We start from the raw sequence: 12,733 nt of genomic DNA, 5'->3' as shown, positions 1-12,733 counted from the left end.
GTACGTTTAACGTACTGATTTGATGCACTTTGTGACATAACGACTGTTTTTGTGTATCGCTATTTCAGGACGGGACATTGTTTAAAATTAAAAAACCTGCTCCAGATGGTAGCAGGTTTTTTAGGTGGAATTTTCTTATTTGGGATCGGATGGTTTTTCTCTTTCTTTCATCTTTTCCAGATAAGTAACACCATTGGTGATCCATTTATCTGCGGGTTTGCCCAGCAGGTAATGATCAAACCATTCGCGCTGGCGCTTCTGGTAGTCGATCTGGTTTTCTTTTTTGGCGAGGCCGTGGTTTTCATCCGCATATACCAGCATTACATGGGGTTTCTCCATGCGGCGCATGGTTCCGTACATTTCAATGCCCTGGTGCCAGTCAACCGCACCATCCTTATCGCCAAAGGCTACCAGTAAAGGCGCTTTGATCTTGCTGGCATTGAACATGGGCGAGTTGCGGATATGCGCATCCGTACGCTCGTACCAGGGACCATCAAATCTTCCCTGGCTGGTTTCAAATATTTTCTGGTCGGGTGTTCCGCTGTTCCAGTAAATGGATAGCGACATACTGATCATATCTGTTAAAGGTGCTCCTGCACAGGCTGCTTTAAACACATCGGTCTGTGTAATCAGGTAAGCCGTTTGGTAGGCACCCCAGCTATGGCCCATCAAACCCACTTTCTCTTTATCAATCATGCCTGTTTTCAACACTTCTTTTACCGCAGGTACCACGCAGTTTACCGCACTCATGCCGGGTTCATTGGTTTCGTACACAATATCGGGTCTGAATACAAAATAACCATTGGTGGTAAAGTTGGTGGTATTATACGCACTTCTGGCCGATGGGTTGGTGTAACTATGTACGGTGTTCGAGAGCAGTTCATAAATATATACAATCATCGGATATTGTTTGCCTGGCTCGTAGTTGGCAGGATAGAACAATGCACCCTGCATTTTTTTACCCTTAGTATTGGTATAACTGATCAAACGGCTTTTACCCCAGTAATAGTTATCCTGCTGCGGATTGGTGCCGGTGATCTTTTTATCATTGGTGAAACTATCGCCGGCATATAATTCAGGTGATAAATGATAATCCTGTTTTACATACAGGAAACTATTGGCGTCTTTGGCTTTTGTGAGGCGACTGATAGAAAGGTCTTCAAAGATCAGTTTTTCTGTGTTGCCATTCTCATATTTATAGTAACCATATTTTTTGCTCTTATCGCCGTAGGCAGAGAAGTACAGGGCTTTGCTGTCGTCGAGGTAAGTTTCTTCAAAATCTACGCGGTATACGCGGAACATGATCTCATCTTTCTCGCCCTGCGTCAGTTTTCTTCCACCGCTGCCATCGGGTTTTACGGCCCATACGTTATACTCGTCATACAACAGAATTTCTTTGTCCCCTTTGATCCATCCGCCAACACCTACCGGTGGCCTGGTAGCAGGATGGTCATCGCGCAGATCCTGAAAATCTGCTTTTATGTTTTGTGTGATATTAATATTCCTGCTCGTGGCAATCTCATATACCCACCAATGTTTATCGCGGAAATAATACAGGTATTTACCATCGGGCGAGGAGCGGGGCCCGGTGTAAAAACCATCCAGCGATCTTTCGAACAATAATTTTTCCTCACCGCTTTGCGTGTTTACCAGATAAAAATCTGCGTAGTCTTCTCTAAAAGCAGGTTTGTATTTTTTGTCGGTAGAAGTAATGGCAAATTGCTGGTTGCCCGTGAGTAAGGCATCGGGTGTATTTTCCCTGGCCAGCTGATGGAATTGGTTGCTGCCGAGATTCCACACTGATAGATAACTGGCTTCTTTATCTTGTGTAAACGTTACTTTCTGTCTTGGCTGGATCTCCGGATCCTTCCAATGCCAGATATCTACTGCCGGTAATTTCTCGTCAGTGCCTGGTTTTTTGGCCAGCATAGTTTTGGCCGTATCTGTTTTGGATTTGCTGCTGTCGGTATTCTTTTTGTCTTCTTTTTTGGGTTTAAGGGTCCAGGTTTTTAGTCCAAAGAAAACCGAACGCATATCATCACTGATCCTGAGTGCCGACCCATTGTAGATCCGCATGTTACCGGGGAAACCCGCCGCAGTGGTTGGGTCAAAGAGCTGTAAAGAAGCAGTTTTATAAATGTCTGTGTAACTATACACCATGGCATTTTCTTCTTCGTGAGTGTCTTTTTTGAAGGTCTTGAAGAAACTGAGGCCATCCCCTTCTTTCTGCCAGCTGAGTTTGGAGAAACGGGAAGTATCACTGGCTACCACTTTTATCGTGTAGTGATTGAGATTAAACAATTCTACTGAGTTGCCGGCAATATTGGCCGATTCAATAATATAGGCCAGGAAATCACTTTTCTTATTAAATGCATAGTCTGTTACATTGCCAATGGTGCGCGTGGTATTATCAGAGAGGTTCTTCAGCAGTAATACACTGCCTTTGTCTTTATTTTCTTTGGGAGGAGCGAGGTAAACAGCCAGGAACTTTCCGTTGCGCGAAAAACCAAAGCGGGAAATATTTTGTACGGTTTCCTTATTACCCGTTTCCAGGTTCAACAGGCCCATTTTGTATTCGATGGGTTTTGACTGGTCGCGGAGTTTTTCCGCTTCTTTGAAAGGCAGACCGATCCGGTAAGCCAGCCATTTATTGTCTTTGGAGAATTCGGGTGTGCCGGCAAAAGCTAATTTGTAGGACTTCCCATTATTGCGGTTGATGACATGCAGGGTGTCATTGTCTTCCTGCACCAGTAATTGGTAAGCCACCCATTCTCCATTGGGAGAGAGGTCGTTGGCACCAATACTTTGCCATTTAGCGTAGTCGTCTGTGGTTAGTGTCTTTTTTTGTTGCGCCTGGGTACTGCCTGCCAGACAGCCCATTAACAGCAGTAGCCAAAGGAGTTTGGGGAACATAAGCGTTTAGTTTGAAACAAGATATACAAAACATAGGGTTTTCTAAACTGCCCGAACTATAAAAATATAAATGACTGACTATCAAATATTTGTTTTTATTTCTCTTAGTTGTGCACATTATAGCTGTGCTATTGCAAATGACTAATCTGCACCTTATTTTGTTTAATCTTTTTTACCCTTTAAAACGATTGCTATGAACACACAAAAATTCCTGGTCTCTGGTATTGTTGGAGGCGTTGTCTGTTTTTTTGCTGGTTACCTTGTTTACGGAATGGCCATGGCCGATTTCTTTAGCAAGAATGCAGGTACAGCTACCGGCGTTATGAAGCCGATGGAAGAAATGGTTTGGTGGGCTTTGATAGCGGGTTCTATTTTTAATGGCTTTACGCTATCTTATATCTATAACAAATGGACAGGTATCAGTAGCCTTGCGGCAGGTGCCGGTGCCGGATTTGTGCTGGGGGTATTGATCACGGCCGGTTTCGACCTCACCATGTTGGGTACTGCCAATATCATGAACCTGCAGGGTACGCTGGTGGATATTGTTTGCGGAGGGGTGATGTTTGCGATTACCGGTGCGGCAGTTGGGTTGATGAATGGTGTGGGCAAAAAAGCAACTGCATAAACGGTATTGGTTCTTTACTAAAAAGTGCGGCTCGCGGGCCGCACTTTTTTATGGGTGAATCTTATTCAGACAATAATAAAACTGCCCTTCCAATTGTTTAAGCTAGGTTTCCTTATCTATGGTGCTTTTTATCAGGCCGAAATGGCTATTTATGGATAGCACTTTACCTCTAAACCGGACACTTTATCCCATTTTATATTTCCAATTGATAAGGATCAATATGATTCACTTTTTAATGGCAAAACGATATAAAATGAGAAAGAAAAAGTGTTCTCTTATGAGGTATAAAAGAGACAAAACGGGTGTAGAAATCAGCGGAGATGCTGATCAAGTGAAAGGGTTCGTTTGATACTCCTTAATTAAGGATACTATTATTACAATTATTTTCCTACTAATTGTATGGCTTTGCTGCTATTACGAACCTAAAATGAAGTGCATACTAATAATAGGGTATTGGGCGAAAAAATTATTATTATTTGATTAGTAAGCAGATAATATGTAATAACTAACGTCTTATGCTATTTGAGTAGTAGAATAAAAACCGTCCTCACAGGGTATTCGATGAAAAAATACTAATCAGTCCCTGTGGACGGGCCTCATTGGGGTCGGTGTCAAGCGAAGCGAAGACAGATCAGATCATGCGAAGCAGGTCTGATCAGAGGCCAATGCAGTCCCGCCATCGGCGGGATAACAGGGACGGGGCCCAGCGGCCGCGAGCGACAAGAAATCCCGACCATTGGGTGACTTTTTAATAGCAAAACACGTTAATAACTATTCAGAAATAAGAGTACTAGGTTTCCTTGTCTTTAGTGCTTTTGATCAAACCAATACCTGCCACAAAGAAGATGGCACCCAGTAGTCCAAAAATAACGATGCTTTTGATATTCCTTGTACCACTATCTCCATTCATAAAACTGACACCAGCGTAAATCAGTCCGATGATTCCCAGCAGGGATAAAATGATCCCCAGTATTCTTTTTTCCATACTGCATAATTACCGAAGACGGAGCGGGTTCCCTTATATACCGGCCTCTATTAGTTATATCCTTTACAGACATAAACAGGGATTATGTTGAATAATCGGCCCAAAAATTACATAATTCACTGTACAACAATACTTTCAGGTTGGTTTGTCCCCATTTTATGGCTTTTAATCCTATCTTGTCTGCTATGCAGGAGAAAAAAGACTTTATACATGTTACCGGTTGTGAGCCACATCGTATCCGAACCAAACTTATCCTCAAAGAAGTACCGGACATGCGTAACCTGATCGGGAAGAACCCGTACACTTTTCTGGCCATTGTGGGGTTGGTAGCTTTCCAATTGCTCGGAAGCTGGCTGGTGGCAGATCAATCCTGGTGGATCGTAATAGGTGCTGCTTACCTGCTGGGCGCTTTTGCAGACCATGCTTTATTTGTGATGATCCATGAATGTGCGCATCGCCTGATCTTTAAAAACCAGGCCGCTAACCGCCTGGCAGGTATTATGGCCAATATTCCCCTGATTTTTCCCAGTTCGGTTTCTTTCGAAACCTATCATATCAAACATCATTCATTCCAGGGTGTGCATGAATTGGATGGTGATTTGCCCAATTACTGGGAGGCAAGACTGATCGATAACTTTTTTATCGGCAAAGTGATCTGGTTATTATTCTATCCTTTTTTCCAGCTATTCCGTTTTCCGCGCCTGCGCGAGATCCAACCGTTTAACAAATGGGTAGCACTCAACTGGCTGGTGCAAATTGTATTCATCAGTCTCATTGGCTGGTTGTTTGGTGTGAAGGCGGTGTTATTTCTGATCTTCAGTTTTTTCTTTTCCGTGGGATTACATCCGCTGGGAGCGAGGTGGATACAGGAACATTATCTCACCAAAGGAGAACAGGAAACCTATAGTTATTATGGTGTGTTGAATACCGTTGCTTTTAATGTAGGTTATCACAATGAACACCACGATTTCCCCTCCGTTCCCTGGAACCGCTTACCGCAGATCCGGAAGAAGGCACCTGCTTTTTATGATACTTTGAGTTATCATACTTCCTGGACAAAACTTTTTTTCCGCTTTCTCTTCGATAAGGAAATCTCTCTCTTCTCGCGCATCGTAAGAACCAACAGGGGTAAGGTTATGCTGGCAGACGAGTCGCGCCCGGATATTGACCTGACGACCGTCAAATAATCCTTTTTCCAGATACATTAACATACTATTTACAGATTAATTTTTCTATTAAACTGGAAAGCTGTACATTTGCACCCTGAAACTGAGCACATATTACAAAAGAGTCTCAAGGGTGATAGGTTCTGAGACATTCTTCTAATGATTGAATTGGTATTCCCCCGTTTCCGCTCAGTGTAAACATTAATATTAAAAAGTAGAAATATTATGAAGAGTAATGTAATGCCTTCTATTGTCCAGATCGAAGCAAATGAATTAAAGCAACTGGTAACAGAAGTAAAAGAAACCGTAGCAACAGGCATCGTACCTGTAACAAGAAAAAAAATCAACCATACCCGTTTTGGTGTTGTTGATCTCTGGAATATCCGTCGTGGTGTAAGAAGTACACGTGTTTCCAGCCGTTGGTTTGTATAAGTAAACCGATGGATAGCTAATTAAAATCCTCCGCCAGCCGGGGGATTTTGTTTTTACAGATAAACGTATACTGCTCACCGATTAAATTCCGGGTAAGCCCGAATATGGACCTGCCGAATACAGCCTGATTGTACTTTTAGTCCAGTTAAAGGTTACCAACTCGGTGGCATAGCAATCGGTGCCGGGTAAATAATCCGGAAGCCCCTGCAGAGGGGCTTCTTCATTGGTGGGAATTCGTATTTGCTACAGTGTTTTCTGCATGATTACCATGCCCCGGTAAACTTCTTTCATCTGTGTAAAAGGCAGCACCAGTTTACCGCAAACCCTGTAACCCATGCGCTGGTAAAAACCGATGGCGTCCTGGCTGGTGTCCATGGCTTTCAGAAAGATGATGTCTTTATGGTGTTGTATAGCTACCGTCTCACTCCATTCCATGAGTTGCCTGCCTGCTCCTTTACCGGTAGCCGCTTTGTGCAGGTAAATTCTTTCTATTTCGAGACAATCTTTTTCTTCCTGCCCGCTGAGAGTAGCTTTTATCCGTAGTTTGAGATATCCTTGTGGTGCTTGCTGTTCATCGTAAACGATATAATGCAGGTTGTTGGGGTCAGCTAATTCTGCCTGCAGTTTTTCTGCCGGGTAAGCCTGTTCGTTCATATACCATTCTGCACCGCCGGGATACCATAAATGCAGGTAATGTTCTACATAAATGGCTTTGGCCAGTGCAGACAATTCAGCAGCATGGGATGTGTCTATCTGGCGGATGGTCATAGGTTTGTTTTTTCGATCCAGGTGAAATGTGGGGCCCTGGGCAAATCTTCAAATACATTTCTGAATGATTCCGGGGGAACGGCCAGTTTACGGGTTACCGTATTTAGCCAGGCGCCGTCGATGGTGATGACGGCGCTTAGGGTGTTACCGTTCTTCCAGATTTCGTGTACCATGGTCCAGCGGCTCATATCATGGGTGCTTTTCATCAGCTGTACATTGATGGTTACCGTATCGCTGAAGTGGATTTCTCTTTTAAACACACATTCCTCCCTGAAAAGGATGGGGCCAATATGTTGATCCTGCATCACAAAGGGCGTAAGTCCGTGCTCATTCATAAACGATACCCGTAAATAGGCCCCGAAATCGTAATAAGCTGAATGGCGGAGATGAAAGTTGGGATCCATATCGCTCCAGCGGATCTCTACGGGTTTGCTATATCCACTCATGTAAGTTTTTAAGATGTTTTTTAATTTCTGCTATGTTTACATCTCAAAACAAAATTATGCGGGAAATACAAAAGATTGGCCAACTATTTGCCGACCTGCAGCAGGGCGATTGCTGGGTGGGACTGAATATGCAACAGGTACTGAAGGATGTAACGGCAGAAAAAGCCGCTATTCGGTTACATGAGAAAGGAAACTGCATCTGGCAACTGGTGAATCATCTGATCTACTGGCGAAAAACCGTAATGATCCGTTTACAGGGCAGACATGCCGAACCGCCGATGCCCGATATGTACCTGCCTAATGAACTGACCGAAGCTTCCTGGCAAACCACTCTATTACATTTTGAGGAAGTATACAGGCAACTGAGTGAGTTAATTACAGCTTTTGATGAAAGTCTGCTGGATACGGCATCGCCCATTAAAGGGCAAACCTATTACCAGTTGTTACTGGGCTGTTTACAGCATGATGCGTATCATATGGGACAGATGGTGGTATTAAAAAAGGACCTGTTATAACAGGCCGTTATTCACTCTGTTTGTATCAACAGCAAAAAGCCCTGTAAGAATACAGGGCCGGATACATACGTTGCACGTAGTACATGAGAAAAATGTTACCACAAAGCTTTTCCCTGATAAAAGTCGAGCACTTTTACGCGTAACAGGTAATCATATTTGGCGGCTACAAAATTGGCATTACTTCTGTCTACATTGTTTTTGGCAATCATATATTCTACCGAAGTATTTACCCCATTGATAAATCTTACTTCTGCCGCTTTAAAAGAAACGGTGAAATCTTCCACCTGATTTTTCAGGGCCAGGTACCGTTCAAAAGCGGCATTCATGTTTACATAAGCCTGGTCTACGGCCTGACGCAGTTGTGTTTTTACAGATTGTGCTTCAAAGCTGGTGCGTTTTTCAGCAATTTTTGCCTGGCTTACATTACTGCGGGCGCGTAACCCGTTCAGGATCGGGATCTGCAGACCAATACTGAGCGAGGAGTTCAGGTTATTGGTCCATTGGTCGCCATAAGTAATCTTATGGCTCTGGTAATTACTTTGTGGGGCAAATACCGGCAGTTTACTACCACTCAGGTTTACATACTGACTGGTGGCAACATCTGCGGTGCTGAGTAGTTCCTGTCGCGTTGCCACACTCGAATAGTTGGTGCCGAAACCGCCATTAAAACTAAGGGTTGGCAGTAATTGCGCTTTGGCGGCGAGATATCTTTTCTGTGCGCTTTGTTTACGGTATTCGGCGGCTTTGATAAAAGCGAGTTGCTGCTCTGCGGTTTGATAGATATTATCGGCAGTACCATCATACAAAACAGGATTAGTGGAAGCGCCCAGGTTTTCGAGTTGTATAGTAGCATTGTAGGGTACATTCATCAACTGGGCCAGATTAATCCTCGCGGTTTCCAGTGTATTTCTTACGTTGATCACGGTTAACTGATCGCCCGAAAGTTGTCCTTTCAGATCATATAACATAGCAGGTGCAATGGCACCGCTGGCATACAGGGTTTCCAGTCTGGCTACCTGTGTTTTGGTTACTTCTACCTGGTTTTTGGCCACGTTCAGTTGTTCCTGCGCACTCAGTACCTGCAGATAAGCCAGTATCACATTAATGGTGATATTGTCTTTTGTCTGCTGCCAGTCCATTTCACTGGCTTTAGCTGTGAGTTCGTTTTGTTTGATGGAGTTCTGTAAAGAAGAACCATTCCAGAGTGTGATGCTGGTATTAATGGAATAGTTGGCGAAATTGATCTGCTGGTTAGCATAGGTATTGGTAAAGGGATCGATACTACGGCCCTGGTTAATACCATGACTTACATTGCCCGATATAAAAGGCAACTGGCTGCCTTTGGCCTGTTTGTAGTTTACTTTATCTGATTGTGCCTGGTATTCAGACTGGCGAACAAGTAGGTTATTCCCGATGGCCGTTTCTACACATTGCTGCAGGGTCAGTACGCCGCCGGCATTGCCGGATGTTTGAGCACGTAGGGTTGCCGTAAGCAGGATGGCACTCAACAGGAGGCCGGTGATATTCTTTTTTTTCATGTTCTCGGTTCGCTTTAATTATTTTTCGATCCTGCCATCCAGCAGGTTAATGATCTGTTTGCCATAAGCGGCATTTTTTTCTGAATGAGTTACCTGTATAATGGTTACACCATCTTCTTCATTGATCTTTTTAAACAGTTCCATGATCTCTTCTCCCTGTTTGGAATTGAGGTTACCGGTAGGTTCATCAGCCAGCAATAATTTAGGTTTGGCAATCAGGGCGCGGGCAATGCCCACCAATTGCTGTTGTCCGCCGGATAACTGAACCGGAAACAGGTCTTTTTTACCTACGATATTGAATCGGTCGAGTATATCCGCTACCATGGCCTGCCTTTCTGCTGTTTTGATGTTCTGATACAGCAAGGGGGTTTCAATGTTCTCGTAAACGGTTAATTCATCAATCAGGTGATAGGCCTGGAATACGAAACCGATATTTTGTTTGTATAGTTCCGAGCGCTGTTTTTCTTTGATGGTATATACGTCCTGTCCCAGAAAGCGGTAACTGCCTTCAGAGGGTTCATCCAGCATACCAATGATATTGAGCAGGGTGGATTTACCGGAACCGGAAGGGCCCATCACTGAAATAAAAGCGCCTTCCCCAATAGTCAGGTTAATATCCTTCAGGATAAATACCCGGTTATTACCGTTGTTATGCCATTTGTAGATCTTTTCTAACTGGATCATATTGCTGGGTTTACTGCTGGTGATTCTCAAAGCCTGTGCCATCTTTGTAAACCCTTTGCCAGTAAGGGTTTGACAGGTTAAAGGTATTTAAAAGTGTACGAAAACGGACAGTTTCTGTCTGTGTGCGTACACCCTGTTTCCCGGATTGATTGGTCAATTGTCAATGGTGAATGGTGAATGGTGAATGGATGGGGGGGGGATTCACCATTCACTATTCACTATCCTCATTCAGTTCTTAAGCTCTTTACGGGGTTGGCCAATGCCGCTTTTACTGCCCTGAACGCCACGGTTACGAGGGCCAGTAATATGGTGGCGATACCTGTTAGCGCAAATAAACTCCAATGAATCGTAATACGGTAAGAAAAATCCTGAAGCCATAGGTTCACTGCCCACCAGCCTATGGGGAAAGCAAGGATAAACGCGATCAGCGATAGCAGGATAAATTCCTTCGATAAGATGGTTATGATCTGTAGCAGTGATGCCCCCAATACTTTGCGGATCCCGATTTCTTTGATTCTTTGCTGGGCGCTGAAAGAAGAAAGGCCAAACAGACCCAGGCAGGCCAGTACGATGGCGATACCAGCAAATACAGACAATACTTTAGCTAATCTGTTCTCACTCTCGTATAGCTGGTTAAAAGCATCATCCATAAACCTGTATTCAAAAGGCCTGTGCGGTACCATTTTTTTCCATTGTTCACCAATAGCGGCAATGGTTTGCGAAAGATGATTGCCATCCAGTTTCACCATCATCTGGCTGCTCCAGGAAGAAGGGAATAACACCAATGGTTGTATGCTATTGTGTAAGGATTGGAAATGAAAATCTTTGACAACCCCTTTTACATAACCGGGCCTATCATTTCCGAGAAACATTTTTTTGCCGATGGCTGTTTTGGCGGTCCAGCCAAGTTCTTTTGCGGCCGCTTCGTTGAGTATGAACTGCATTACCAGATCTTCGGGATGTTTCAATTCATCGGCATTCTGCAGATCCTGTTCTGTAATATTGGTGCCGGCTACCAGTTGCAGCCCGTTGGTGTTTACATACCCATCATCAATGGGTGTTGCTGTTACAGAGAGTTGTCCGTCTGGCGGCATTTCATCACTCCGCATATTATATCCACCCTCTATATGCGTAGGATCGCTAACGGCCCTTGCTACAGACAGAATACCTGCATTTTTCTTCAGTTCCGTTTTGATAGTGGGATAGTTCTCCAGCATTTTCTGGTCCAGCGGTAATAATAGCACATGCTCCCGCTGATACCCGAGATTTTTATTGCGTATATACTGCATTTGTTGCTGTATTACCACCGTGGCTACGATCAGGAATACAGAGATCATAAACTGGAATACAATCAGCGACTTGCGCACCAGTAATCCCGAACTGCTGTTACGGAATAATCCTTTTAATACTTTGATGGGTTGAAAACCGGATAAAACCAAGGCAGGATAACTTCCTCCGGCAAAACTGATAAGGAGCCAGATGGATCCGAGAAAGGCAAGGTTCAGCGGTGTGAATAAAGCGGTAAGGTGTATATTTTTATCGGCGAGGCCATTAAACCAGGGAAGGGCCAGCAACACCAGCAAAAGACTGATGATGAGCGACAGAAAACAAAGTAATAGAGATTCTCCGATATGCTGCCAGAAGATCTGCGATTTATCTGCACCCAGCACTTTTCTTACGCCTACTTCTTTGGCTCTTTCAATAGAACTGGCGGTGCCGAGGTTGATATAGGTAAAGCAGGCGATAAATAAGATCAGTAATGCTACCGCACAAATGATATAAATATACGTGATACTGTTATTGGGTTCAAAACCGGGATAAGGCGAATAAAGATGAACCCCATTAAATGGTTCCAGTTCAAATGAAACATAGGTATTGGGCTGATCGGCCATTTCCTTTTTCATAAATCCCGGGATCTTGCGTTGCAGGGATGCAAAACTCTGTTCATTCTTCAGCAGCAGATAGGTAGTATAGTTTGCATTCCAGTAGGTTTTTTCCTGTATGTTTCCCATGGAGGAAAAAGAAGCCAGGAAATCGAATTTGATCTGTGAGTTTTCCGGGCAATCCTGCATAATGCCGGTGATCAGGTAAGGCGTTTGCGATGCAGCAATATATAGGGTTTTACCTACCGGGTTCGTATTCCCGAAATATTTACGGGCCGCCGTTTCTGTCAATAATATTTTGTTCGGGCCTTCCAGCACAGTTGCTTTGTTCCCCTGTAGTAAACGGAAGGAAAACATATCGAAAAAAGTGGAATCTGCATACATGAACTTCTTTTCGTTAAACACTTTGTCCTCGTGTTTCACAATCCGTGTGGCCTGGTACATGCGGATTGCCGTTTCTACTTCCGGGAAATTGCGTTTGAATACCGGCGCTACTTTGGTACTGGTATAATTACCCTTATTCACTTTTTCGCCAAAACTGTATGCCATGATCACTCTGGCTATACGGTTGCCTTTCTGCTGAAAACGGTCATAGCTGAGCTCATTCTGGATATATAATCCCATCAGAATACAGCAGGTAAATCCAATGGTTAATCCTGCCAGATTAATGGCAGTAAAGAAGCGGTTCTTCTGAAAACTTCTGAAAGCGGTTTTGAAGTAGTTTCGGATCATGGTAGTGAATTGTGAATGATGAATGGTCAATGGTGAGTAGTGAATG

11 protein-coding genes are annotated in these 12,733 nt (G+C 43.8%); 4 read left to right on the top strand and 7 right to left on the bottom strand.

The features are described 5' to 3' along the window. Nucleotides 1–135: 135 nt before the first annotated feature. A complete protein-coding gene (locus AC1RNB_RS17735) occupies nt 136–2,913 on the bottom strand; it encodes a S9 family peptidase (protein WP_493085020.1) in 2,778 nt (925 codons plus the stop codon). A 193-nt stretch (nt 2,914–3,106) separates the two neighbouring features. On the opposite strand from AC1RNB_RS17735, the gene AC1RNB_RS17730 reads away from it, so the two are divergent. Next, nucleotides 3,107–3,538, top strand: coding sequence for a hypothetical protein (locus tag AC1RNB_RS17730; RefSeq protein WP_493085018.1), 432 nt, complete (start codon nt 3,107–3,109; stop codon nt 3,536–3,538). Nucleotides 3,539–4,328: 790 nt separating this feature from the next. On the opposite strand, the gene AC1RNB_RS17725 is transcribed toward AC1RNB_RS17730, so the two are convergent. Next, a complete protein-coding gene (locus AC1RNB_RS17725; protein ID WP_493085016.1) occupies nt 4,329–4,523 on the bottom strand; it encodes a hypothetical protein in 195 nt (64 codons plus the stop codon). Between the two features lie 158 nt (nt 4,524–4,681). On the opposite strand from AC1RNB_RS17725, the gene AC1RNB_RS17720 reads away from it, so the two are divergent. Both AC1RNB_RS17720 and AC1RNB_RS17715 read left to right on the top strand, forming a co-directional pair. Next, on the top strand, nt 4,682–5,710 hold the full coding sequence (locus AC1RNB_RS17720; protein WP_493085014.1) for a fatty acid desaturase: 1,029 nt from the start codon (nt 4,682–4,684) through the stop codon (nt 5,708–5,710). Between the two features lie 204 nt (nt 5,711–5,914). Continuing rightward, nucleotides 5,915–6,121 carry a hypothetical protein gene (locus tag AC1RNB_RS17715; protein ID WP_493085012.1) on the top strand — a complete coding sequence of 69 codons (207 nt, stop codon included), beginning with the start codon at nt 5,915–5,917 and terminating at the stop codon, nt 6,119–6,121. A 243-nt stretch (nt 6,122–6,364) separates the two neighbouring features. Here the strand turns inward: AC1RNB_RS17715 and AC1RNB_RS17710 are convergent, their stop codons facing one another. Then, nucleotides 6,365–6,889, bottom strand: coding sequence for a GNAT family N-acetyltransferase (locus tag AC1RNB_RS17710; RefSeq protein ID WP_493085010.1), 525 nt, complete (start codon nt 6,887–6,889; stop codon nt 6,365–6,367). Then, nucleotides 6,886–7,335 (bottom strand): acyl-CoA thioesterase, encoded by a 450-nt coding sequence (locus AC1RNB_RS17705; protein ID WP_493085008.1) that lies wholly within the window; start codon nt 7,333–7,335, stop codon nt 6,886–6,888. Before AC1RNB_RS17705 ends, AC1RNB_RS17710 begins: the two co-directional genes overlap by 4 nt. A 56-nt stretch (nt 7,336–7,391) precedes the next feature. Between AC1RNB_RS17705 and AC1RNB_RS17700 the strand changes: the two genes are divergently transcribed. Further along, complete coding sequence (locus AC1RNB_RS17700; RefSeq protein WP_493085006.1) at nt 7,392–7,850, top strand: DinB family protein; 459 nt, start codon at nt 7,392–7,394, stop codon at nt 7,848–7,850. Between the two features lie 95 nt (nt 7,851–7,945). On the opposite strand, the gene AC1RNB_RS17695 is transcribed toward AC1RNB_RS17700, so the two are convergent. The 3 genes from AC1RNB_RS17695 to AC1RNB_RS17685 all read right to left on the bottom strand — a co-directional run bounded on the left by AC1RNB_RS17695 (nt 7,946) and on the right by AC1RNB_RS17685 (nt 12,687). Beyond that, the gene (locus tag AC1RNB_RS17695; RefSeq protein WP_493085005.1) at nt 7,946–9,388 is read right to left on the bottom strand and encodes a TolC family protein; all 1,443 of its coding nucleotides are present in this window, start codon (nt 9,386–9,388) and stop codon (nt 7,946–7,948) included. Nucleotides 9,389–9,406: 18 nt separating this feature from the next. After that, on the bottom strand, nt 9,407–10,072 hold the full coding sequence (locus tag AC1RNB_RS17690) for an ABC transporter ATP-binding protein (RefSeq protein ID WP_493085003.1): 666 nt from the start codon (nt 10,070–10,072) through the stop codon (nt 9,407–9,409). Between the two features lie 224 nt (nt 10,073–10,296). Beyond that, on the bottom strand, nt 10,297–12,687 hold the full coding sequence (locus AC1RNB_RS17685; RefSeq protein WP_493085001.1) for an ABC transporter permease: 2,391 nt from the start codon (nt 12,685–12,687) through the stop codon (nt 10,297–10,299). Nucleotides 12,688–12,733: the final 46 nt, after the last annotated feature.

Source organism: Sediminibacterium sp. GW821-FHT12F12, from assembly GCF_058806635.1.
The sequence above is the reverse complement of the archived record's forward strand: the minus strand, read 5'-3'. Positions and strand labels throughout refer to the sequence as shown.